21 protein-coding genes are annotated in these 25,327 nt (G+C 35.6%); 10 read left to right on the top strand and 11 right to left on the bottom strand.

The annotated features are described in order from the left end of the window. Nucleotides 1–3: 3 nt before the first annotated feature. The 4 genes from EL260_RS00440 to EL260_RS00425 all read right to left on the bottom strand — a co-directional run bounded on the left by EL260_RS00440 (nucleotide 4) and on the right by EL260_RS00425 (nucleotide 6,364). Nucleotides 4–1,158, bottom strand: coding sequence for a TIGR03364 family FAD-dependent oxidoreductase (locus EL260_RS00440; protein WP_123858343.1), 1,155 nt, complete (start codon nucleotides 1,156–1,158; stop codon nucleotides 4–6). Between the two features lie 11 nt (nucleotides 1,159–1,169). Continuing rightward, nucleotides 1,170–2,468, bottom strand: a complete 1,299-nt coding sequence (locus EL260_RS00435; protein ID WP_123858342.1) for a DUF5690 family protein — start codon at nucleotides 2,466–2,468, stop codon at nucleotides 1,170–1,172. Nucleotides 2,469–2,477: 9 nt separating this feature from the next. Next, nucleotides 2,478–5,303, bottom strand: a complete 2,826-nt coding sequence (locus tag EL260_RS00430) for a TonB-dependent receptor (RefSeq protein WP_123858341.1) — start codon at nucleotides 5,301–5,303, stop codon at nucleotides 2,478–2,480. A 491-nt stretch (nucleotides 5,304–5,794) separates the two neighbouring features. Further along, nucleotides 5,795–6,364 (bottom strand): helix-turn-helix domain-containing protein, encoded by a 570-nt coding sequence (locus EL260_RS00425; RefSeq protein WP_045492263.1) that lies wholly within the window; start codon nucleotides 6,362–6,364, stop codon nucleotides 5,795–5,797. A 409-nt stretch (nucleotides 6,365–6,773) separates the two neighbouring features. On the opposite strand from EL260_RS00425, the gene EL260_RS00420 reads away from it, so the two are divergent. From EL260_RS00420 to EL260_RS00375, 10 genes are all read left to right on the top strand, one after another. After that, a complete protein-coding gene (locus tag EL260_RS00420; protein WP_123858340.1) occupies nucleotides 6,774–7,481 on the top strand; it encodes a response regulator transcription factor in 708 nt (235 codons plus the stop codon). A gap of 3 nt (nucleotides 7,482–7,484) precedes the next feature. Further along, nucleotides 7,485–8,888, top strand: coding sequence for a sensor histidine kinase (locus EL260_RS00415; protein WP_123858339.1), 1,404 nt, complete (start codon nucleotides 7,485–7,487; stop codon nucleotides 8,886–8,888). Nucleotides 8,889–9,211: 323 nt separating this feature from the next. After that, nucleotides 9,212–9,706 carry a hypothetical protein gene (locus EL260_RS00410; protein WP_123858338.1) on the top strand — a complete coding sequence of 165 codons (495 nt, stop codon included), beginning with the start codon at nucleotides 9,212–9,214 and terminating at the stop codon, nucleotides 9,704–9,706. A 31-nt stretch (nucleotides 9,707–9,737) separates the two neighbouring features. Next, nucleotides 9,738–10,565 (top strand): YoaK family protein, encoded by an 828-nt coding sequence (locus EL260_RS00405; protein ID WP_123858337.1) that lies wholly within the window; start codon nucleotides 9,738–9,740, stop codon nucleotides 10,563–10,565. A 247-nt stretch (nucleotides 10,566–10,812) separates the two neighbouring features. Beyond that, nucleotides 10,813–12,603 carry a DNA mismatch repair endonuclease MutL gene (mutL, locus tag EL260_RS00400; RefSeq protein WP_123858336.1) on the top strand — a complete coding sequence of 597 codons (1,791 nt, stop codon included), beginning with the start codon at nucleotides 10,813–10,815 and terminating at the stop codon, nucleotides 12,601–12,603. A 5-nt stretch (nucleotides 12,604–12,608) separates the two neighbouring features. Continuing rightward, nucleotides 12,609–13,358, top strand: a complete 750-nt coding sequence (locus EL260_RS00395) for a rhomboid family intramembrane serine protease (protein WP_123858335.1) — start codon at nucleotides 12,609–12,611, stop codon at nucleotides 13,356–13,358. Nucleotides 13,359–13,367: 9 nt separating this feature from the next. Beyond that, the gene (locus EL260_RS00390; protein WP_164466584.1) at nucleotides 13,368–14,369 is read left to right on the top strand and encodes an endonuclease/exonuclease/phosphatase family protein; all 1,002 of its coding nucleotides are present in this window, start codon (nucleotides 13,368–13,370) and stop codon (nucleotides 14,367–14,369) included. Between the two features lie 74 nt (nucleotides 14,370–14,443). Next, a complete protein-coding gene (locus EL260_RS00385; protein WP_123858334.1) occupies nucleotides 14,444–15,415 on the top strand; it encodes an endonuclease/exonuclease/phosphatase family protein in 972 nt (323 codons plus the stop codon). Nucleotides 15,416–15,419: 4 nt separating this feature from the next. After that, nucleotides 15,420–15,782, top strand: a complete 363-nt coding sequence (locus EL260_RS00380) for a hypothetical protein (protein WP_123858333.1) — start codon at nucleotides 15,420–15,422, stop codon at nucleotides 15,780–15,782. Between the two features lie 29 nt (nucleotides 15,783–15,811). Continuing rightward, entirely contained in the window at nucleotides 15,812–16,258 is a 447-nt protein-coding gene (locus tag EL260_RS00375) for a hypothetical protein (RefSeq protein ID WP_123858332.1), read from the top strand. Nucleotides 16,259–16,435: 177 nt separating this feature from the next. Here the strand turns inward: EL260_RS00375 and EL260_RS00370 are convergent, their stop codons facing one another. From EL260_RS00370 to murC, 7 genes are all read right to left on the bottom strand, one after another. Beyond that, the gene (locus EL260_RS00370) at nucleotides 16,436–17,953 is read right to left on the bottom strand and encodes a GH3 auxin-responsive promoter family protein (RefSeq protein WP_123858331.1); all 1,518 of its coding nucleotides are present in this window, start codon (nucleotides 17,951–17,953) and stop codon (nucleotides 16,436–16,438) included. A gap of 105 nt (nucleotides 17,954–18,058) precedes the next feature. Continuing rightward, nucleotides 18,059–18,469, bottom strand: coding sequence for a BrxA/BrxB family bacilliredoxin (locus EL260_RS00365; RefSeq protein WP_079243608.1), 411 nt, complete (start codon nucleotides 18,467–18,469; stop codon nucleotides 18,059–18,061). A gap of 455 nt (nucleotides 18,470–18,924) precedes the next feature. Then, entirely contained in the window at nucleotides 18,925–19,371 is a 447-nt protein-coding gene (locus EL260_RS00360; protein WP_123858330.1) for a GatB/YqeY domain-containing protein, read from the bottom strand. A 93-nt stretch (nucleotides 19,372–19,464) separates the two neighbouring features. Further along, nucleotides 19,465–21,366, bottom strand: coding sequence for a cell division protein FtsZ (gene ftsZ, locus EL260_RS00355; RefSeq protein ID WP_123858329.1), 1,902 nt, complete (start codon nucleotides 21,364–21,366; stop codon nucleotides 19,465–19,467). Nucleotides 21,367–21,457: 91 nt separating this feature from the next. Beyond that, nucleotides 21,458–22,843, bottom strand: a complete 1,386-nt coding sequence (ftsA, locus tag EL260_RS00350; RefSeq protein WP_123858328.1) for a cell division protein FtsA — start codon at nucleotides 22,841–22,843, stop codon at nucleotides 21,458–21,460. A gap of 83 nt (nucleotides 22,844–22,926) precedes the next feature. Further along, the gene (locus EL260_RS00345) at nucleotides 22,927–23,895 is read right to left on the bottom strand and encodes a cell division protein FtsQ/DivIB (protein WP_123858327.1); all 969 of its coding nucleotides are present in this window, start codon (nucleotides 23,893–23,895) and stop codon (nucleotides 22,927–22,929) included. Nucleotides 23,896–23,960: 65 nt separating this feature from the next. Further along, nucleotides 23,961–25,319 carry a UDP-N-acetylmuramate--L-alanine ligase gene (murC, locus tag EL260_RS00340; protein WP_123858326.1) on the bottom strand — a complete coding sequence of 453 codons (1,359 nt, stop codon included), beginning with the start codon at nucleotides 25,317–25,319 and terminating at the stop codon, nucleotides 23,961–23,963. Nucleotides 25,320–25,327 lie beyond the last annotated feature (8 nt).

The following is a 25,327-nucleotide window of genomic DNA, read 5'->3' as shown; positions in this document are numbered from 1 at the left end:
AATTTATGCGTAAATTTTTTCTATGTTAAACTTAGAGAAGCCTCCGCTTCCTGTCATTCCTTTTCCACCGATACCCGTTACAATATGAATGTTCGGAGAGGGACTGTGTTCAAAAATATCCTTTGTTTTGCATTGAGAATATACTCCAAACCATCTTCTCTGGATTTCATAAGTGGGAAGATCAATGATTTTCTTAGCTTCAAGAATCATAAATTCATCAATTTCCATATTAAGGTCAAAGCCAAGATCGTCTGCATTTTTAGCACTAGCGTATTCGTGGGAATCTCCAAGAATGATAGAACCGTCTAATGCCTGCTTGAACAGGATGTGAACTCCATATTTCTTTTCAAATGAATTCGGATCTTCTAACGATTTGATTTTCTGAAAAGAAGGACATTCACTAAAAGACTCATATCTTCTGATAGAAAGCCCTGTCAGAATGTTTCCCTGAAGAGAATAAATTCCCTGAGGCTTAGTTTGAAGCATTTGAAGCTTGCTTACTTCCAAATCACTTTCATTGAATACGTTAGGATATAATGTTTTGAACTCATGTCCACCACAAATAATGATCTTCGAAGCCATATATTCTTCTCCATCCGCAGTAATAGCGGTACATTTCTGATCGTCTTCATGCGTTTCAACAACCGTAGTATTGTAAATGATTTGTAAACCCATTTTTTCCTGTAAAAGCTTGTGAAGTTTTACAATCATATCTGCTGAATCCACAGAAAGCTCCTGAGGGAAGAATAATCCACCTTTACAGTAATCGGAACGAAGGCCGTCAAACTTCTTGATGCAGTCACTTTTGGAGAATAAAACTGATTCATAATCATTATTTCTGTTGATCTCGTACAGTTCTTCAATAAGCTGAAGTTCCTCATCATTGGATGCGATATAAACAGAGCCGTTTTGCCTGATCGTAAGATCAGCCTGATTATGAAGTTCATTATATATTGCGAGACTTTCTCTTCCGAAGTTTTGCCATTTAAGATCCATTCCGGAAGGAACTACCTGTCCGAAATTTCTTACCGTGGCACCCTGAGGAACAGAATTTCTTTCCAGTAAAGCTACTTTAAGATTTTTCTTCAGGGCATGATAAGCATGGAATGTTCCTAAAATCCCACCTCCCACAACGAGTAAATCAAATTTTGTTGTCATTGTACTATAATTTATAAGATTTTCGAAGTATCGAAATTGATGTATTGATTAGAATTTGAATTAGGTTTTGCTTTTTTTCTAAATGCCAGAAAAGCAATGATTGAAAGAATTAAAACACTGATAGTAATAATATAATTTAAACTAATATAAAAGCTAAGCCAGGAAGTCTGGGACGATCCAAAATTCTTATAAAGAAGGATCAAAACGCTCCCCAGGTATCCAAACGAATCTACAATATAGATCAGAAAGCCTACATTTCCTTTAATATCAAAGGCTGCAATCATTCTGTCAAAGTAAATTCCGTTAAAAGGAATATAACAGATATACATTCCAAAGCCGGAAACGGTCATCCATAAAAATGGAGATAATGTATTCTGTTGGAATAAATAAGTGGAAAGCCCTACAGTCAGAATTCCTGCAAAAAGAATGTAATGATAGTAAGCAAAAGCCTTTTTGTTATTTTTTACTTTCACCATGAAACTCATGATGAGAAGAACCATGATGGCAATCGGGATTTCTGTAAGGGTAAAAATAGAACTGTCAAAACTAAAATGAAGTCCATCCCAGATCTCACGGTTGAAATTATCTCTGAAATCTCTTAAAACAGTAAGACAGATGTAAAGAAAAATAATACAGACAATAGGAACGAAGAATTGCTGAATAAGCGCTTTCCTTTCCGTTCCGTTCAAAGGCTGTCTTTTGCTTTTAAGCATAACATCTTCCTCATTAGGCTTGGGGATTCTTTCTAAAAGGATTCCAAAAAGAAATAATGGAATAATAAAAATCAATCCTGCTGAGAAAGGCATCCAGAATTCTGAAACAGAAAAAGTATCCATCAAAAACTTTCCTACAGACTTGGTGAATCCTGAAGAAACCACAAAGCTTGAGCAAAGGAAAAGCCCGATGATTTCTGTTGTTTTACGGCCTTCAATATATGAAAAGACAATCCCCCAGATCATTCCCAACGGAATCCCGTTCAGAAACATAAAAAGAATGTTGTAAGGAGCAGGAACTACCGCAAATCCTAATAAGGAAAGCTCTGCGATGGCAATAAAAGAAAATAGATAAGTCAGTCTTTTCGTTGGTTTTAATTCGGATATAAATTTAATTCCAATAAACTTGGAAATAAAATATCCTACGGCCTGTGCGATGATAATCAGGATCTTATAATCCACTCCAAAATAGGAGAGCCCTTCAAAAGAAGCTACGGTAAAAGGTTTTCTGAAACCGTACATGCAGAAGTAGATACCAAAGGCAGCAAAGGCAGCCTTCAGTGTTACTAATGTTTTTGTATTGATCGTTCTGGCCATGGTGATGGTTTAGAAGTTTAATTTTATTCCAAGGTTACATCTTACTCCATAATATTCTACCTGTTCAGGACGGTCTTCACTTTTTCCGAAGTGGTAGATCAGAGGTTTATTCAGAATATTATTGATATCCATATATAGTCCCAGATTTTTGGTAAACTGATAAGATCCCCCAAAATCTAAGCTGCTGTATTTTCCATAGTAAGAATCATTGATGTCATCTTCAGCATATTCAACCGCATATTTTCCTTTATAATTGTAGGCCAGTCTGGCATTGAATCCCTTTTGCTCATAGAATAGCTGGATGTTATACAACTCTTTAGCCTGATAAGGAAGGGCAACTTTTCTTCCGCTTGGTTTTTCCATTTCTGAAGTCATAAACGTTGCGTTGACCTGAGCTCCGAAATATTTAAGAAAGCCTGGCAGGAAATCAAATCTTTTGGTAATACCCAATTCAAGACCTCCCAGCCATGCTGCACTACCGTTATTAGGAGCAGAAAACTGTACCCCGTTCATTCCATTATAGTTTCCAATAAAAGAATCCTGAAAAATGGGGTCTGTAATGGATTTATAAAAAACACCACCACTCAGAATCCCAACATTTGAAAAATAATATTCTCCCATCAGGTCAAAATTCAAAGAATAGGTAGGATTAAGGTTGGGATTTCCTCCTTTGAATGCATTATCAGCTTCAATATAAGTTCCGCCAGGAGTCAGATCTCCGAAGTTAGGCCTTGAAAAAGTTCTTGTTGCTGCAAAACGAAGATTGGTCTTATCATTTAAGGCATATTTCAGATGAATCATTGGGAGAACAGCCAGATAATTTTTAGTATGCTCAACTGGTGTTAGCACATCATCAACCACATTATATCCTTTTACTTTTGTATTGGTATTCGATAATCTGATTCCTCCTAAAAAGGTAATTTTATCATTCAGTTTGTAAGTGGCCATCCCGTATGCATCCGCATGTTTTTCAAAAACATCAAAGTTTCTTCCTAGTGCCTTATTGTATTCCAAAGCTTCGGAATCAGTGGTGTTGATCTTTAAATTTCCTTGATTATCATACCAGAACTGGTTCATTCCTCCTGTAGAAAGTACGGGTCCGAATGTATTTCCGATATGAGCATTCATTTCACTTAAATACTTTCTTCCGTTAGGCTGAGTCGTAATATATTGGGTGTAATCAGATAACAGAGGTGCCGTTCCGTTGCTCCAGTTGTAGAAAATATCAGAGAATTTAGCATTACGTTCCTTATCCCTGTATTTGAAACCATACTTTATCGTTAGGTTATCAGAAGCATTAATTTCATGATTAAAAGCTGCTACAATCTTATCTTTTTCTTCTACAAATACTTTATAAAATTCCAGATCAGTAAATCTCATCTGAGTAGCATCCATTTTAAAATCGGGATTGCTGTAGAAACCGAATAAAGCATCCGGATTTTTATAATCTAATTTTCCACCATCAGCTTTCCAGTAGGCTCTTGGCCCATTTCCACGGTCAGCTATATAATCTGGGTTGATGCCTACTCCAGATTGGGTATATTTAATGACATAATAAGAATTGTTCTGTTTATCAGGAATATTTCCATATTTAAACTGGTTATCATAATATGAAAGATCCCAATCAATTTTTCCTTTATTCAAATTATGAACTCCACCTAATGAAACAGAAGTAAGCTCTGTAATCAGTAAGTTGTGAATGTTTTGAAGCTCCACTCTTGCCGTATTATTGGCAGCACTGAACTTATCAAATCGTACTCTGTGTTTGTAATGGGTTTCATCATCAGATAATGTTCCATACATTCCCTTCAGATACAAAGTATTTTTTGGGGAAAGTACATATTCGAAAGCAGCATTAATTCCGGTAGTTTTTCTTACCCCGTTATAATCACGCAGTTCCATTCTGAAAACCCCTTCATCACCACTTCTTCTTGCTTCGAAATTATCCGTTGACCAGTTTCTGATGAAATGGGCAAAATTGAATAAATACCCGAATTTTTTATCCTTTGTTCTCCCTCCATACAAGAATCCAAGATTATAGACTCCTTTATCCGCTTTGGCATTGTAACCACTTCCTAATGTTGCTTTAAACTCCGTTTTCATAGGTGGAGTTTTCGTAATAAAGTTTACTCCGCCACCAATTCCGTCGGCTTCAATATCAGGAGTAAAAGATTTATTGACATGCACATAAGAGATCAGTTCTGTTGGAAAGAAGTCAAAAGCAGTAGCTCTGGAAGTCGTTTCCTCTTCTGCTGTAGGAAGTCTGTTTCCATTGATGGTGGTAGATGCCCAGAATGGAGGAAGTCCTCTTAGAGAAACAAATCTTCCCTCTCCTTGATCCCTTTCAATAGAAACTCCCTGGACGCGCTGTACGGTTTCCGCTGCATTTCTGTCCGGTAGTTTTCCGATTCCGTCAGAAGCAATGACATTGGTAATGTTAATTGCATTTTTCTGTAGATTTAAGGCTCTTGCCTCGGTATTCTTTAAAGTTCCGGTAACCACTACTTCATCAATATTCTTCCTCGGTTGAGATAGCTTTATGGTTCCAAGATCTGTAGTCTCGTCAGATTTTAAATTAACCGTAATATCCGTTGTAGCATAACCAATATAGCTAATTTGTAGGTTGTATTCACCTTCTTTGATATCATTGATTGTAAACTTTCCGTCAACATCCGTGGTTATGTTTTTGGATAAACCTTTTATTTTAACGGTCGCACCGGGGAGCGGCTGGTTGTCATCAAGAACAGTTCCTATAATTAACTGCTTTTGCGCTGAAACAAAAGTGATGAAACAGACAGAAGCAAGGGTAAGTATTTTCTCTAAATTTGTTTTCATTTTTACATATATTAAATTTTTTATGCAAATCACGCTAATAATTTTAATATATATAAATATTTTGTATTAAGTATTATTTAACAAATCAAGCCGGTTTATTACCCAAATTTTACTTTCCAAACATGTATCAAGAAGAAAAGCAAATAAATTGTGGTTTTTATAAGTGTTTTATTTTTAAGGTGTTATAGCTCTGTTGAGAACTGGTTTTCTGAATCAGTATTTTCTGTTGAAATGGAGTTTTTGATTAACATACCGTTCATTTTAAGCCAAAATAAGAAAACCAAAAGTTTACAAATAGTAAACTTTTTGATGGGATATAATTGTGTAGATACTGATAAAATATATTTTTTGCCATGAATGCTTGAATACAATCAACAATGCATAGCTCTAAAAACTATGTATCTGTGTGGTTGAAAAAAAATAACCACATAGGCGCATAGAATAAAATTATTCGTGTATTCGTGGCTAAAAATTCTGTGTAATATGAGGATCTAAGCAGTATAAAAATAAAGAACAAGCATCACGCAGCTTTCATTACTGATGCTTACTGGAACGTGCGGAAACTTTCCATTGAAGTATAGAGAATCGCCTTCTTTCATGATGACTTCTTCATTATCAATGATGTATTTTACTTCTCCTTTCAGAATATATTTGAATTCCCAGGCATCTGTAATAACTTTTTCCCTTTTAGAATTGGGTTCAAGAGTTAGCAATACTGCTTCAAATCCTAAAGAATGAAGACTTTTGCTGAAGATATGCATATATTTAAAGCCTTCAGCTTCAACCTCTTTTTCTATAACCTGCTGGCTTTCTTTAGGAACATAAATGAATTTTGCATTGGACTTTTTTTCCACTCCTTCAAAGAAGTAACTGGCATCAATATCCAGTGATTGAATCAGGTCCAGTAAAACAGGAAGCGAAGGAATTGTTCTTCCATTTTCAATACGGGAAACAAGACCGTTGCTTACATTGGCTCTAAAAGCCAGTTCGTTAATGGTCAGGTTGTTTTTTTTTCTAATATCCTTTAATCTCTTTCCGATTCCTATTAAAAAGTCATTCATGTTGTAGTCAATGAAAAGCAAAGGTAGTATTATTCTATATAGGTTGTATGGCAAAAAGAGGAATTCACAAAAAGGTAAAATTGTAAAAAAGTGAAAAAATAAAAACGTATGGCTCTCAAGCTGAGTAATTATGTTGTTTTTTTACGATGGTAAGAGTAAGCCTCGCTCAGCATAGAATATGGAGCCTATTGCTGAGTGAAACGCTTTTGCGAATATTTTATAAGCATCATTTTTAAGATTCTTTGCGTACATAGCGTTAAAAAAAACAATGAATAATCTTCAGCTCTACATTGTTCTAAAGAAACATCCAGCTTCCAGCCTCCCTCTTCCAGTCTAAAAAAAGCTTTTCCTTCCAATGCTTTTATCCCAATAAAATTTCACTATTTTTGTAAAACTCCTTATTTCATTTATGAAAAAAATAATTCTTATCGAAGACGAAACCAGTGTAGTATCTTTCATTAAAAAAGGACTTCAGGAAAACGGATATGAAATTTCTGTGGCTTTTGACGGCCGTACGGGGGTACAGCTGGTACAGGCTAATGATTTCGATTTGGTTATTTTAGATATTATGTTGCCGGAAATGAATGGATTAGATGTCTGTAAGGAGATCAGGAAAACCAATCAGAGTGTTCCGATTTTATTTTTAACAGCTTTAGGAACTTCTGAAAATATTGTGTTGGGATTAGAAAGTGGGGGCGATGATTATTTAGTAAAACCTTTCAAATTTATTGAGTTGGTTGCCCGTGTAAAATCTCTTCTGAGAAGAAGCCATAATAACGGCCCACAAGAAATTTCGGAACCAGAACCGGATAATGAACATGTATTTCAATTTTCAGATTTAACGGTCAATGATTATACGAAGAAGGTAACCCGCGCAGGAGAAGAAATTACATTGACTTCTACAGAATATAAATTGTTGGTGTATTTCCTTAATAACCCTGAAAAAGTAATTTCCAGAGCTGAAATCTTAGATGCGGTCTGGGGTGTAAATTATGAACTGGGAACCAATGTGGTAGACGTGTATGTGAATTATCTGAGGAAAAAATTGGACAGTCATGACGATAATAAGCTGATTCACACTGTGATAGGAATGGGTTATGTTCTGAAAAAAACATAAAGGATGTTTAACAAAGTGATTACAAATCAGACCAAAACGATGGTGCTTTTAATGTTGGTTTTTACCGTCATTATTTTATTGTTCAGTGGTTTGGTTTATTTTTCAATCGTTAATTTTTCCCATCAGAGGTTTTATGAACTCTTAAAAATTCGTACGGCCACTATTGTTCAGATAGAAAAGAGTAAAGATCATCTGGATCTTCCTGAAAATTATATTCTCAGCAATCTGAATGACGAGGAACTTCCGATGGAAAAAGATTATGTTTTTGCCGTTCCAACAGATTCTAATTTCAAAAAAATCTCTCAGGAAGTTCATATTCCCGATTATTTCTTTAAAAATGTTCTTAAAAAAGGAGAGGACAATTATAATGATAAGGAATTCTATTACATCGGGCAGAGCTTTAAATATGATGATAAAGATTATATTGCTATTGCTTCAGCCAAAAACCATTATGTAATTTATTACCTTGGATTTTTAAAAAGAACACTGCTTACCTGTATTGTGCTCTCTTTGTTTTTCAGTATGATATTCTCTTTTTATCTGTCTAAAACATTATTTAAGCCGATCCTGAAAATAACAGGAAAAGTAAAAGAGATTAGTTCAGAAAATCTTCATTTAAGACTAGAGCCACAGCCTGATAATAAAGAACTTAATGAATTAGTAGACACATTCAACGGGATGCTCAACCGTATTGAAACTTCTTTTGAAACCCAGAATCATTTGATCGGAAATGTTTCCCATGAATTACGAACTCCTCTTACTTCGATTATGGGAGAAGCCGATGTTGCTCTTTCTATAAGCAGAACACCCGAAGAATATAAAGAAACCCTTGAAATCATTCTGGATGAAGCGGAAAAGCTTGACAGAAAGATTAAAGCCTTATTGATGATCGCACAAACCGGGTTTGACGGTAAGATCCAGAAAATGGATAAAGTAAGAATGGATCAGCTACTTTGGGACGTTATTGAAACCCTGAGAAAAATTGATGCCAGAAATAATATCTATCTGGATATCAGTATGCTTCCCGATAATCCTAAAAAATTGAAAGTACAGGGGAATGAGCAGCTTCTACATCTTGCCGTTGCCAATATTATCAGTAACGGCTGTAAATATTCTAATTTCCAGCAGGTGAAAGTTTCCTTGGGAGCTACAGATGCAGACGTTTATATTATTGTAAAAGATAATGGGATTGGAATTCCTCAATCGGAGATGAACAAAATCTATGACCCGTTTTTCAGGGCATCCAATACTAATAATTATGAAGGTTATGGGATTGGACTTCCTCTGGCCAGAAACATTGTAAGAATGCATCACGGTGAATTGATCGTTACTTCCAGTGAGAACGAAGGAACTACCGTACAGATGCGCTTTCCCAATTTTTATAGTACACAAAAAGAGATTGTATAACTTTAAAGATTATAATCAGCAAAGAACTTACTCAAACCTTTATGTTTCTATGTGGTTTTATTTTTTTAACTACAATGGAACATAAAATGTTGTTCCTAAAAACATTTTAAAATCAATAATTGTTTGATAATGTGACTGTTAATTGGGTTTTTGGCTGGTTCTATTCCCAGTCATTTTTTCCCATATTAATACCCCTTAACAATTTTCTAATCTCATTTTAATCTCTTTAATGACATTTTAATTCCATTCCAAAGAACTTCTAATCTGACCGTTCTAGTTTTGTATCATCAAAAAAGATAAACACAATACAAAATAATAAGAACATGGCTAAAACAATTCTAATTGCAACAGATTACTCCCTTGAGTCATTAAACATATTAAAAAAAGTTCTGAGAGAAAAGGATGCTTCTGAAGATCAGAACCAATATAACATCCTCTTGGTTTCAGGATATGATTCAGGAGATTCTATCAGAGATCTTCTATTCAATACTAAGACAACAATTTTCAACAAGATCAGACCTGTAGAGTTCTGTGATGGCTATGAAATCATTAAGAATAAATATCCTCATTTAATTGATAGAATTATCTGTGATGTCTTTACAGGAAGCTTTCAGAGAACATTTAACCAATATGTGGAGGTAAATGCTATTGAAGAAGCTTACTATTCTGATTCTATTAAAAGTAAGGGTAAAGGAAAATTTGATCTTGTTCCTTATATCAAAAAATGCAAAGCGCTTCAATCCGGGGAAATTACCCTTGAGATTAAAGAAAGGCTTCCGGAAAGAGGAAGGCTGGCAGAGATCTTTGTAGAGGTCTAATCATCATCAACACAATCTAAAAAAATAAAAAATGTTAAGAAATTATAGTAACAGCAGAACATTGGGAGACAATATCAGGTTGGGGACGCTGACTGCCTTTACGGCGGGTACTATAAATATTGCATCCCTACTCATATTTCTCTCTTTTACATCCAACGTAACAGGTCACTATGCTATTTTGGCCGCAGAAATCAGTAAAGGAAACTGGTCTCAGGTGGCAATAATGGGCAGCTGGATATTTTTATTCTTCTTCGGAAGCTTCCTATCTAATTTCATTGTGATTAATTTTAACAAAAAAAGTAAGTATTTTGCCCATGCAATGCCTCTGGTACTGGAAATCATATGTTTGTTTGGAGTAGGAGTATATGGACAATTATATTATCAAAAGACATTGGCGGAAACAGAAATTTTAGTAGCAATAATGCTTTTCGCCACAGGGCTACAAAATGGTTTAACGGCAAGTATTTCCAACTTCTCCGTTAAAACAACCCACCTTACGGGAACAACAACCGATTTAGGAATTCTGGTGTCTATGTTTACTCAAAAGAAATACAGGAAAAATGGTGAATTAATTGGAAGAGCAAAACTGTTGATGAGTATTATGGTAGCTTATGTATTAGGAGCTGTATTCTCAGGATTAACTTATTATTATCTGGAATTTAGAGTATTCTATGTCATTAGTGCGTGTCTTATGATTGTGATTGGATATGATGCTTATAAAATTCATGTAAGACACTTCAATACAAAGTACAGATACAACAGAATTTATAAAAAACCGAATCTTTTGGCTTATCTGTATGAAAAGATCCACGGGATTCCTAAAAGTAAAGAGAATAGAAAACTGGTCTTTGAAGACTAGGATTAGATACCTGGTGCAGGGTAAATATCACTATTAATTTTTTGTATAAACTAGCTGGTTCAATCCTCTATTGGTATAAAAGCAATAGGGGATTGTTCTCTATGAAAAGATAATATCACAAACAGTTTGGAGCAGAATTTGCAGAAAGCTGTATTGTTGAAATGTTGATAATTAAATATTAATTCCCGATTTTAATGTTTTAATTCCCATTTTCATTGACTATTTTTGTAAGTTGATTTACGTTTTTATGTCAGATATTATTCAGCTTTTACCGGATCATGTAGCCAACCAAATTGCGGCAGGAGAGGTGGTGCAGAGACCTGCATCCATCGTGAAGGAACTTTTGGAGAACGCTATAGATGCAGATGCAACAAAGATTGAACTGATTATCAGGGATGCTGGGAAAAACCTTATCCAGGTCGTAGATGACGGAAAAGGAATGTCCGAAACAGATGCCAGACTTGCATTTGAAAGACATGCTACCTCCAAAATCAGAGGGACGGAAGATATCTTTAAGATCTCAACAAAAGGATTCCGCGGAGAAGCATTAGCTTCTATTGCTGCCGTTTCACAGGTGGAGCTGAGAACAAAGCAAAAGGAGGCTTCCATTGGAACCAACATATATATTGAAGGTGGAGTTTTCCAGTTTCAGGACCCTATACAGACTGCAGAAGGATCAAACTTCCTGGTAAAGAATCTTTTTTATAATGTTCCTGCCAGAAGAAAGTTCCTGAAAAATAATAATATTGAATTCAGACACGTTATTGATGAATTTCAGCGTGTTGCGCTGGCACATGAGGGATTAGAATTCTCATTGTTTCATGATGATGAAGCTGTTTTCAGATTAAGAAAAGGAAGCCAGATGCAGCGTATTGTAGATGTTTTCGGAAGAAAATTACAACCGCTTTTGATTCCTATCAAAGAGGATATTATCTGGTGTAAACTTCACGGATTTGTTGCCAAACCTGAAGGGGCTAAAAAAGCAAGAGGAGAACAGTTTCTTTTCGTAAACGGGAGATATTTCAAGAGTCCATATTTCAATAAAGCGGTGCAGGAAGCCTTTGAAGGTCTTCTTCAGCCTGGATATGTTCCATCGTTTTTCCTTTATCTGGAGCTTGATCCGGAGAAAATTGATGTCAATATTCATCCACAGAAAACAGAGGTGAAATTTGAAGATGAGCACCTTATTTTCGCTTTGCTGCGGTCCACAATTAAGAGATCACTGGGAATCTATAATGTTTCTCCAAGTCTTGATTTCGACAGAGATCCGGAACTGGATGAAATGATGAATAAACCTATTCCAAGCAAAGGAAACGGTGGTGGTGTTATAAAAATGCCAGAGATAATTGTAGATAGAGATTATAACCCTTTTTTAGAAGAAAAAAATGTGGTACATCCTGAAGAAATTCAGAATCTCACGGAAATGTATCATCAGAATATTACTGCAGAGCCTTCAAAGATCAATTTGTTTGAAGATGAAGACTTTGATGAAGATTTGATGAGATTGCCCAACGGGTATTGGTTATTCAATAAAGGAGATGTTACCCTGATGCTTGATTTGGGAAGAATGCACAGGTTGTTGGTTTCAGAAAATAATAAATCTACCAGGAAAACAAATGCAAATACAAACAGTCATGCCTTGCTGTTCTCTCTGGAGTATCATATGAATGAGATTGAAAAGAATAAATATGAATCCATCAAAAAATATCTTCCTGAGCTGGGGTTTGACATGAAAATTGCTCATGAAAGTGTACTGAGAATAGATTCACTTCCGGAAGGACTGAAAGAAACACAGGCGATGAAGTTCCTGGAAAACCTTTTCGAGATTCTTGATTATAAAACAGAAGGTGAATTTATGCAGTATTATCATAACCAATGGAGCAAAATGCATTCGAAGTCAAGATTTGACTTTATTTATAAAAAAGATGCGGAACAGGTTATCAAAGACTTTACAGCATTAGGCTTCCCTGAGTTTTTGCCAGATGGGAAGAGATGTTTCTATGAAGTTCCGTTTAATGATTTTAAAAACAAATTTTAAAAAATATGTTTAACAATATACCACCCATTACAAGGAATATTATCATTATCAATATTGTAGTCTACTTGATAGCGAATTTTTTATACTATCCAAGTTTATACAATACGCTTTCAGGGTTCTATCCTTTTTCTCCTAATTTTAAATCGTGGCAGATTATTACACATATGTTTATGCATGCTCCATTTAGGGAACCTGGCGGGTTTATGCATATTTTATTCAATATGTTTACATTATTCAGTTTTGGGCCGGTTTTAGAACAGGTTCTGGGCGAAAAAAAATATATATTATTATACTTTGCCAGTGGATTAGGATCGTTTTTCCTATTTAATTTATGGAATTTTGTAGAAGCACAGCAAATCATTTCGGCTTTACAAAGTTTGGGATTAAATACAGATGCTTATATATCTGGGGCAGGGGTACAGCTGTCAGGAAATGCTGATACTGTTCTAAAACAAAGAGATTTACTAGGGAGTTTAGATGCTATTTTAAAAACTCCAATGATGGGAGCTTCTGGCGCTATATTTGGTGTAGTTGCTGCCTTTGCAACACTGTATCCTGATGCAAAAATTGGAATTATGTTTATTCCAGTTCCGATTAAAGTAAAATATTTATTGCCAATTATTGTCGTTATTTCTATTTATTTGGGAGTTTCCGGGAATGGAGGTGGAATTGCTCACCTTGCACACGTTGGTGGTGCTTTAGTAGGCTGGCTTTTAGCTAGAAACTGGAAGAAGCATTTATATAGATTCAATTAATCATTTTCTGTGAAGATTTTCCGACTTATAGTACTGATCCTGCATATAGGAATCCTATGTCTATTGCTGGGTTCTCTATTGAATGCTTATGTCCTGCCTAAAATATTTCCGTGGTTTAATTTGCTGTCTTTAGGATTTCCTGTTCTTATTATCCTGTATATTATCTTAACCGTATTTTGGGTATTGAGCTGGAAAAAAAGAGCTTTTGTATTCATTTTGGTAGGATTAGCATTTGTTAATCCTGTAAAACGATGGGTTAATTTTTCCTCAGAGAAAAAAGAAAGTTCCAGTGCTATAAAAATTGTATCTTTTAATATAAAAGCTGGGCTTATGGGTAGGGACGAGGTATTAAATTATCTCAGAGCTCAAGATGCGGATGTTATTCTCTTACAGGAAGATGGAGGGATGGAATATCCAACACTTAAAGGCTACAATAGAACCAAATCTAATGGAATTTTAACGATTCTGACGAAGTATCATTTATCCAACGAAAAATTAATTTTTTCTGAAGATGAAAGTATGAACTTACAAAGTGGTCTTCAGGCAGATATTGAAATAAAAGGTAAGACGTATAGATTTGTAGACGTTTATCTTTATCCGTTTCAGTTTGAAAAAAAGATGGTTAAACTTGATGGAAATTCCGAAGATAATGAACAGAAAGTAAAGGGCGTTGTAAGAAAGCTTATTCCCACCTTTAAAAAACATCAGGATCAGGTAAGAAAAATTAGTGAAACGATAGAAAATTCACCATATCCGGTGATTGTTGCAGGAGACTTCAACTCTGTTCCTAATTCTTATGAGTACTATCACTTGTCAGACGGTCTTGAAGATGCATTTATGACAGCAGGAAAGGGGAGCGCAACCAGCTTTCATGATTATAAATTTCCGATCCGGATAGACTATGTTTTTTATTCAAAATCGTTGAAGGCTATTTCCTATGCTGTTGACCGTTCTGTCAGTATTTCAGATCATTATCCAGTTGTTTCGAGGATTTCTTTAAACGACAAATAATCATAAAAATAGTTAAAGTTTGGATGCTTGGTAGGGTTTTTGCTTAAAAAAATGGGTACCAAGAATGTTTTTTCATGAAGTCGAATCAGATATTACTATTTATACATATCGCTATTGCTGTTTTACTGCTGTGCACATTGGGGAATGCATGGGTTCCGCCTAATATTTTAGGGAACCTTAATTTACTTTCTCTTGGTTTTCCCTATCTGATATCTGCGCATATCCTTCTTACTTTGGTATGGATTTTCAAAAAAAATAAAATTGCTATCGCTTTTGCACTTGGAACATTACTTTTTTACAACCCAATCAGAAGATGGGTGAATTTTGTTCCTAAATCAGATAAAGAAAAGACCATAAGAGATATCAAAGTTCTTACTTTTAATGTAAAATATGGTGATTACGGATGGGATAAGGTGAAAAACTATATCAAAGAGCAAGATCCGGACATTATTCTGGTACAGGAAAAAGACACTAATCGTGCTTTAAGACAAGATCTTGTAAAATACCCTTCTGTAATCCTAAAAACAAAGCATAAAATTCTAAGACAGGCAGAGATCATAGAAGATAATTCAAGAGGAAACTCTTTCTATGCAGATGTTGACATCAATGGAAAGATTATCAGAATTGTCAATGTGTACCTGGAGCCTTTCAGACTTCAGAAAACAATGTTTACAAAGCTTGATGCTATGGGAATTGGAAATGTATCTAATCTTCTTTCTCATATGATTCCTACTTTTCAGGCTCATGAAGATCAGATTAAAAAGATCAGAAAAGCTATTGACTTTTCTCCTTATCCGGTAATTTTAGCCGGTGATTTTAATTCGGTCCCGAATTCATATGAATATTATAGCCTGGGAAAGGATCTTCAGGATGCCTTTTTAACGGCAGGAAAGGGAAGTGCTTCCAGTTTTCATGATTATAAGATTCCTTTAAGAATTGATTATATTTTCAGTTCAAAATCCATCATTCCACTAAGCTATAAAGTAGATCAGTCTGTGAAATTATCGGATCACTATCCTGTAATTGCAGAATTTCTGCTAAATTAGTTCCATGAAAAATTTATTGTCTGCCATTTTCATTTTTGTACTTCTTTTGACAGCTTGTTCAAAGAAAGAATCTCCAGGATTTGGAGCTGAGCAGGATTTGAAAATTCATTATGATACAATGGCTGTTGATTCTTTCTCCAATGGGGCTGTTACGGTAGATATTGCCCGTAAGATTAAAATGTCTTCGCCTCAGTATCTGGACTCTGTAAAGCAGGCTAAAAAAGCCCTGGCAGAAGAACAAAAACTGAAAGCAGAGCTGGAGAAAGAAAACAAAAAGAAAGAAGAGGATGAAAAGAAAAAAGCAGATGCTGAAAAACAGAAAAAAACTGCTGAAACTCCTCCTTCTACTAATACCAAAACAGAATAAATTCAAAAACATCTTTAAAAATATATAATATGAAAAAGCAAATTCTTGCAGCAATTGCGATCTCAGTATTCACAGTTGCCTGCACAAAATCAACATCAAAGACAGAACAGGTAGAAAATGCAGATGGATCTGTTACTACCACTACTACAACGGTTTCTGAAACATCTCCTCATATGGTTGATTCGGCAAAAGTTAACGAAGCCAAGGAAAAAGTTGATGCCAAATTAGATCAGGCTGGAGATAAGATTGATAATGCCGCTCAAAAAGCTAAAGACAAAATTGATGCTACTGCAGATAAGACAAAACAAGATCTTAATAAAGCAGGGCAGGATATCAAAAATGAGGCTAATAAAGTTGGAAAAGATATCAAAGCCGGAGCACAAGACGCCGGAAAAGATGCAAAAGACGCTGCCAGAAAAGGAGCTGCGAAAGTAGAAGACGCCGCTAAAAAATTAAAAGAAGATTTAAGTAAATAAAAAGAAACCCGCAGTTGATTTTAGCTGCGGGTTTTTTATTGAGTGGAAGTTAGAATAGGAAAGCTTGAAGTATCTCTAACGATTGTATCTAAGACTCTGTTTATGTTTTAATTACAAAGTATAGGTTGTATGAAAGTCTTTTGAGTTTCCATATGCCAGCCCCTGTCTTCCTATGTGCTATTTATTATTAAGTTCTAATAATGGATCTATATATTCCCGGTCGTTACTCAATCTTGGAACTTTATTTTGTCCACCAAGTTTTCCTCTGGATTCCAGCCAATGATAGAATAAGTTGTCCTTTGCAATATGAACAATAGGTCGTCTCAATGTCATATTATTGTATCTTTTCGCTTCATAATCCGAGTTAATTTTTTTCAAATGTTGGTCAAAAGCATCAATGAAGCTATCCAGGTTATCAGGATATTGGCTGAATTCAAAGATCCATTCATGGGCACCTCCTTCATTTTCTTTCATAAAAACCGGAGCCCCTGTGAAATCTGTAATCTGAGCCCCTGTTAGCTCACATGCTGTGGATAATGCAGATTCTACATTGGTAATCATTAATTCTTCTCCAAAAGCATTGATATAATGCTTCGTTCTTCCTGTTATTTTTATTCTGAATGGATTGATAGAAGTAAATACAACCGTATCACCAATCAAATATCTCCACAATCCGCCATTGGTAGTGATCACCATAGCATAGTTTTTCCCGATTTCCACATCTTCCAGACTTACAACTTTTGGATTGGAAAAGTGGAACTGATCCATAGGAATAAATTCATAGAATATACCATAATCAAGCATCAGAAGCATTTCATCACTGTTGGATCTGTCCTGTATTCCAAAGAATCCCTCCGAAGCATTGTATATTTCGTAGTAATTGATGTTTTTTCCGATGATCTTGCGGTATTGCTCCCTGTAGGGCTTAAAACTGATTCCACCGTGAAAAAACACCTCTAAATTAGGCCACAGCTCTGAAATATTATCTATACTGGTCTCGTTCAATACTCTTTGAAGAAGAACCAACATCCAGCTTGGTACTCCAAGGATGCTTCCTACATCTTCGTTTTTTACTTCAGAGGTAATCGCCCTAAGCTTGCTTTCCCATTCGCCCATCAAAGATACCTTCTTACTTGGGGTTGTTGTAATCTCTACCCAGAACGGAAGGTTGTCAATTAAAATCGCTGACAAGTCTCCAAATTTTGTATTAAAATCTGCATATAGCTCAGAACTTCCGCCTAAACGTAAATTTTTATAATTAAAAAGCTGGTTTTCCGGATGATTGTTGGCGTAAATGGAAACCATATCCTTTCCTGCCTTCATATGACAATATTCAAGGCTTTCTGCAGAGATAGGGATAAATTTGCTTTTAGCATTCGTTGTTCCGGAGGATTTAGCAAAATGCTTAATCAGCCCTGGCCAGCTTACGTCTTTTTGGCCTTGTCTTGCTTTTTCAATATAAGGCTCCATTTCTTCATAGGTAACAATAGGAACTTTATTTTTAAAGTCCTGATAGCTTGAGATAGAATTAAACCCGTACTGCTTTCCATATTCCGTATCTTCCGCATGAAACAGTTGGGAAAACAATATACCCTTCTGCGTTTCAATTGGATGATCCATGAAATTCTGTATCTGGTCTATCCTTTGACGGATGAACCAGTTGACTACGGTGTTAAAAAGTGCCTTGGTTGCCATTCCAACAAATATAATGATATTTGAATGTTTAGAGAATTTTTTGTGGGGTTAAATAAAAAAACCGCTACAAATTCTGTAACGGTTTAATATCTAGTTTATTGCTTCTTAGCAATACTCATCATAAGCGGCCTGAAGGTTTGCGGCAATTGCTCCTGCAGGATTTCCTTCAATATGGTGTCTTTCCAGCATATGAACTAATTCTCCATCTTTGAAAAGTGCTACACATGGAGAGCTTGGAGGGAATGGAGCAAGATGCTTTCTTGCTTCTACTACAGCCTCTGTATCAAAACCAGCAAATACAGTGGTTAAATGATCTGGCTTTTTATCTCCAGTTAAAGAGTACACTACTCCTGGTCTTGCAGCACCTGCAGCACATCCACATACGGAGTTAATGACCAATAATGTTGTTCCGGATTGTTTTAAAGCATCTTCTACCTGAGTAGGTGTTGTTAAATCCTGGAAACCTTTATCTGTAAGTTCAGCCTTCATAGGCATTACTAAATCTGTTGGATACATATATTTTGTTTTTTTATCAATGCAAAGTTAAACAATTCTTTACGTTTGTTCAATATATAATAACTATGAATGGATTAGGAATATAAAATTAACCTAATATTAATAATATAACAATATTCATAAAAATGTGAATTAAAATTAGGAATAATGAAATATTATTATTAAATTTGAAATGATTCTGAAAAACAAACGACCATGAAAAAAACATTTAAGGCTTTCCCTCAAGCAATCAATCACTTAATACTGTCTGAAATATGATCGTATTTCAACTCTTTTTTAAAGTTTTTTGAATCAAAAGGACAAATAGACTTTAATATCCAAAAATGAAGCCCGAGACTTAATAGTCCCGGGCTTCTTAATCAAATCGATATGCAAAGGTTGTATATCCTTAGTTATGGAATGAGATACGCATTTATGAGATTCGGAATCAATCTGAATCCAAAATACGGATCACATTAGGAAAGAAGCTTTTTAGCCATCTCAGAAATACTTTTTCCATCTGATTTTCCGGCTAATGCTTTTGAAGCGGCTCCCATAACCTTCCCTAAATCCTTAATAGATTCAGCTCCGGTTTCTGAAATAATGTTCTTAATTTCTGTTTCTAATTCTTCTGAAGAAAGCTGTTTCGGCAAAAACTTTTCAATGACTTTCATCTGAGCTTCTTCTACGTCAGCAAGATCCTGTCTTCCCTGGGCAGCAAACTGCTCAAAAGAATCTTTACGTTGCTTAATCATTCTCTGAAGAATAGCTATTTCCTGTTCTACGGAAACTTCAGCACCTCTAGCTTCTGTTTGCAAAAGAAGAATTTGAGATTTTACAGCACGAAGGGAATCCAGAGCAACTCTGTCTTTCTCTCTCATGGCTGTTTTTATTGCTTCACTTATTGTATTTTCTAAACTCATGGTTTCAAATTTAACAAGGTATCAATGTAACAGTTTACCAATAATTATCGGCATATATTGTTACATTGGTACATTTTTACATTGTTATATTAATTAGTCTACGTCTTTATTTAAAAATCTGTTTTCTCTGATCTGCATAGAACCATTGTTGTCAGACATATACGTGTTGATATTTTGGTCTGAAGCATTGGTGCCATCAATAGAGATGTTTTTTCTCTTGAAAGCAGGAATAGATTCGAATTCACTTGTGCTGTCAAAGCTTTGATAACGGGAATTGAATTCTTTTAATTTATTTCTTCTTTCAATTATTTTGTCTTGGTCGATCGTTTTGTTCACGAAAGTGAATTCAGATTCTTCTGTTTTTGGAGCTTCAATTTCTGTTTTATTTTCGAAAGCAGGTCTTGTTTCAACTTTTGGTTCTTCTTTTTGATAGAAGGTTTCCATTTTCTGAGCAGGTTCTGCTACAGCACTTGCTGGAGCATTAAATTCTGCCTTAGGCTGTCCATAATCTGATTTAGGTTCATTTCTGACAGGCTCATTAACGAAGAAGTTGAATTCAACCGGTTTCTCTTGTGAAGAAGAGTTGTTGAATACATTACCAGATGTTGGATCTTCCTTTTTATTGTCGAAATCGAATGAGAATGATTGAATTTCCAAATCATTTGGATCTTCTTCTTCTTCAATAGAAAGTAAGCTATATTCTTCCTGCTCATCTTCATTTCTCCATCCCTGTTCAGGTGTGTTGATCGTGCTTTCTTCTTTATCAAAGAATTTTATTTCTGTTCTGATCTCTTCTTCTTCAATAATCATTTTCTTTTCGGTAGAAGTCGCATTAAAAGGAGTGTCATGGTCTTCATCATCCAATCTGAAAAGATTTTTTCTACCAAAATCATGTGTTGCTTCAGTGGCAGAATCTCTTTCTTCTCTTGTTTTAAAGGGAGAAGATTTTGGTGTCTCTAAATTGTCATTAAGACTGATTCTGATCTTTTCTGTAGGGCCTGAGAATTTCTTATTGTCATTAGAGAATCCGGTAGCGATAACTAGTACACTTACAGCATCTCCTAATTCTTCATCAGCACCTACCCCGAAAATAATATCAGCAGTATTTCCTGCCTCTTTCTGGATATGATCCATAATGATACCGATTTCGTCCATAGTAACTTCTTCTGCACCACTTCTGATCAACAATAGTACGTTTTTAGCACCCGTAATTTTATTGTCATTCAATAGTGGAGAATCCAATGCCTTTCTTACGGCTTCTTCAGCTTTATTTTCACCTGAAGCAGAACCTGTAGACATCAGTGCAGTTCCTGAGTTTTGAAGTACAGATTTAGCATCTCTAAAGTCAATGTTTACATCAAAATAACCGGTAATAACTTCTGCCATACCTTTTGCAGCATTGGCTAATACTTCATCAGCTTTGGAGAATCCCTGTTTAAATCCAAGGTTTCCAAATTGCTGTCTCAATTTATCGTTGTTGATGACAATTAGTGAATCAACATTATTTTTTAATTTATCAAGTCCGTTTTCAGCCTGTTCCAACCTTCTTTTTCCTTCGAAGCTGAAAGGTACGGTAACAATACCTACGGTTAAGATTCCCATATCTTTTGCTACTTTAGCAATGACAGGAGCGGCTCCGGTACCTGTACCACCTCCCATTCCGGCAGTGATGAATACCATTTTAGTGTTTTGTCCCATGGCAGCCTTAATATCTTCAATACTTTCGATGGCTGATTTTTCTCCTACCTCAGGGTCAGCCCCTGCTCCTAAACCTTCAGTAATAGTAGTTCCTAATTGAACTTTATTAGCAACAGGGTTATTATCAAGGGTCTGAGCATCTGTATTACAAATCACGAAGTCAACCCCGTGGATTCCTTTTTCATACATGTGCTTTAGAGCATTGTTTCCTCCACCTCCTACACCGATTACTTTTATGATGGATGAATTTCCTTTTGGTAGGTCAAATGAAAATCCTTGTGTACCTATATTTTCCATAACTATACTTTTAATAATTATAATTGATAATTGACTGATGATAATTGATAAGGAAAAGATCGTTTATCGCTTATCATTCATCATTTATAATTTACTCTACTTCTTCAAAGAATTTTTTTACTTTTTCCATAAGCGACTGCCCAAAGGTCAACTTCGCTTTTCTGTTTTCCTGCTTTTGATCGGCAGCCAACTGTTCCTGAACTGGTGTTGCGGTATGTTGAACAGGTTGAACAGTTTCTGTTTGTACAGCGGCTGTTTCAGGCTTAGTTTGCTCTTTTACAACCTCTTCTATATCATCAACAGTCTGTTTTTTATCTCTGATCTTCAAACTTTCCATCAGTAACCCAATAGACGTAGCAAATTCAGGGCCTTTCAGGTACTGATTTTTATCGTTAGCAATATATTCATTTGCAAAACCGATTCTACTGTCAAAACCAGTGGTATAATTGGCTAGCTGTCTAAGGTGTTTAAGATTTGATCCACCACCTGTCAGAACGATTCCAGCAATCAGTTTTTTCTTTTGTTCAAAGGCTCCGTAGGCTTTAAGCTCGGTATTAACCATTTCTAAAACTTCTTCTACTCTTGCATTGATGATCTGAGCAAGGGTTTTTAAAGAGATTTCCTTATCTGGCCGCCCATGAAGACCCGGAATTGTTACAAAAGTACTGTCTTTTTCTAATTCTGGAACAGCCGAACCGAATTTTACTTTCAATTGTTCTGCATGTTTTTCAATAATGGAGCAGCCTTCTTTAATATCTTCCGTAATAATTCCGCCTCCGTAGGGAATTACGCAGGTATGACGGATGATATTGTCTTTGAAGATGGCAATATCTGTAGTTCCCCCTCCGATGTCTACAATGGCAACTCCCGCTTCTTTCTCTTCTTTGGTAAGAACAGCTTCAGAAGATGCTAATGGTTCTAAAGTAAGGGCTTCCATTTCTAATCCGGCTTCACGAACACATCTTGCAATATTTCTGATGCTGCCCATTTGCCCAACTACTACGTGGAAGTTAGCTTCTAAACGCTTTCCGTGCATTCCGACAGGTTCCTGAATTTCCCCTTCGGAATCCACTTTATATTCTTGTGGAAGTACATGGATAATTTCTTCTCCAGGAAGCATAACCAGTTTCTTGACCTGATCTTTTAACGCTTCAATATCATCATCTGTGATGAATTTATCTGGATGTTCACGCATAATATAATCGGAGTGCTGCAGAGAACGGATGTGTTTTCCTGCAATACCTACCGTAACTTTGCGGATAGGAACCCCAGCACTTGATTGTGCCTCGGATACTGCAGCCTTGATTGAATTAATAGTTTGTGAAATATTATTCACAATACCTTTATGAACACCAAGACTTTTAGCTTTTCCTACACCGAGAACTTCTATTTTCCCGTGTGCATTCCTTCTTCCGACAATCGCGACTATCTTTGTTGTCCCGATGTCCAGACCTACTGAATACTCTTGATTTTCCATTTTTATATCGATTTGATTTTTTCTACTTTTTCCATGCAGAACCAAGTCCTGCTTTGTGTTAAATGGCTCTTTTGAGACTTTTTTTATTCTATTTTCACCTTTGGTTTCGGCTTTGGCTTGGACTGTGCCGGGGCCGTTGTTTTTTTCTCTGTTTTCTTTACCTGCGTTTTAGGTTTTGTGCTCTCTTTCGGTTTTACCGGGATTGAGCTTGTTTTTTTTATTTCTGCAATCTTTGGCTTTGCATCTGCTTTTTTGGCCGCAGCGGTAAGCGCAGGAGCTTTTGCCATTTCTAATTTGCCTGCCTTCAGGATACTGTCATTTTCCTTGAAGTGAGGATTTAGAGTGGTTACAATCTGGTTCTGATATTTTACAGAAACCATGTTGTATTTTTGAGGATCCTGATAGACCAGGTATTTTTCCACAAAGGTTTTAAATCCTTTTACTTTAAAATCAATATTATCAAGATCTCCAATTTCTACTCTATAGTTTCCTTCGCTGGTCAGAAGATTATAGCTGTCTTTGCTTTTTGAAATTCCAATAAAAAATTTCTTGCTGAAGTCATCTTTATCAATTTTTCCAACCAGTTCTGCAAGTTTTTCATATTCATCTGACTGTACATTTCCTGTTACCAGCATACAAGGATGTGAATAGGTTCTTGAAATAGGAAATTCAATTCCTTTTTCGTCTACATAAAAGTCTTTTCCGTCTTTATTAAGTCTAAATATCGGAACTCTCTGTTTGATATCAAGATTCAATTTTCCATTTAAATTCAGATAGACATTGGCACTGTCTACAGCCGGAAGTGCATTGATCTTTTTTTCCAGAGCCGGAATGTTCAAATCTCCTACTTTTCCTGATGGGTTTTCCTTTCTTACAATTTCCCTGATGTCTTTTTCATCAACAAAGTAAACCGGAGTTTTTTCATTCATTTTTACAGAAATCTTATTATCTGTAATCTTTTGTCCACCGAATCTCTTCAATGAGAAACTCAGTAACAATCCAAGGATGATTACCGTGATAACAATTTTTAATATTCTGTACTTATTTTTCATACATTTTCTGTATTCATGTATTTATGTAAAATGTATTCATGAATACGTAAATACATTATTACTTTTTACAATTTATTTATCCATTCACAGATTGGGTCGTACAGAGTATCTATATTCCCGGCTCCTACGGTGAGAAGGATGTCAAAGTCTTTTTCTTTTATTTTTTCAAAAGCATCAGATAAAGTTGATACTTCTTTTTTGTCTAATGTTACTTTGTTCAACAACCAGCTTGAGGTAATTCCTTCAAAATTCTCCTGAAGTTCTCTTGCCGGATAAATGTCCAATAAGATCAATTCGTCTGCCTTACTCAGACTTTCTGCAAATCCGTCTGCAAAATCTCTTGTTCTGCTAAACAGGTGCGGCTGGAAGGCTACCAATAATTTTTTATTGGGGTAAAATGTTTTAATAGAGCTCATTACCGCATTAATTTCTGTAGGGTGGTGAGCATAATCATCAATATAAATTTTACCGTTTTCGTAAAAATGCTTGGTATATCTTCTTTTAATTCCTTTAAAGTTGGCAATTGCTTTTTTCAGCGTATCAAAATCTACGCCCAAATTATGCAAAATTGCCAATGCTACTGTAGCATTTTCCACATTATGGATTCCCGGGATTTCCCAAACAAAATCTTTTATTGTTCCTGTTGGAGTATGGAAGTCAAAATAAATCTTATCATGATCCATTCTCAGGTTATCCGAATAGTAATCAGCTTTTTCGTTTACAGCGTAAGTCTGATGGGCTCTTCCGATTTCAATTCCTTTTCTTACAAATAGTTGTTTATCTTCAGGAACTAGGGCTGCAAATTGTCTGAAGCCTTCTTCAATATGGCTTTTATCTCCATAAATATCCAGGTGGTCTGCATCCGTTGAAGTCACTACTGCCCAATCCGGAGAGAGGTTCAGGAAGCTTCTGTCATATTCATCTGCCTCCACCACTGAATAAGTGGAACCATTGTACAGAAAGTTTGACTTAAAGTTCTCAGAAATTCCTCCTAAAAAGCATGAGAACGGTAAGTTTGCTTCTTTGCATAGGTGAGAAACCAAGGTAGAAGTAGTTGTCTTCCCGTGGGTTCCAGCTACTGCGATACAGTCTGTATTTTCGGTAATTAAGCCTAGAACTTTTGCACGTTTCAACACTTCAAACTGATTTTGATTGAAGTAATCTAAAATTCCAAGTGTTTTGATGGCGGGAGTATAGATTACCAATGTGTTTTCTTTTTGAAGAGATGTTATTTTCTCATCAATAAGATCTTCGAAAACAATATCGATTCCTTCCTCCATAAGATTTTGAGTAAGCTTGGTATTGGTTTTATCGTAACCCAACACCTTTTTTCCGGATGCATGGAAATAACGCGCTAATGCACTCATTCCGATGCCTCCGATTCCAACGAAGTAAAAGTTTTGATATGTTTCTAAGTTCTTCATTATTTATT

Origin of the sequence: Chryseobacterium nakagawai, assembly GCF_900637665.1 — a bacterium.
GTDB lineage: Bacteria > Bacteroidota > Bacteroidia > Flavobacteriales > Weeksellaceae > Chryseobacterium > Chryseobacterium nakagawai.
The sequence above is the reverse complement of the archived record's forward strand: the minus strand, read 5'-3'. Positions and strand labels throughout refer to the sequence as shown.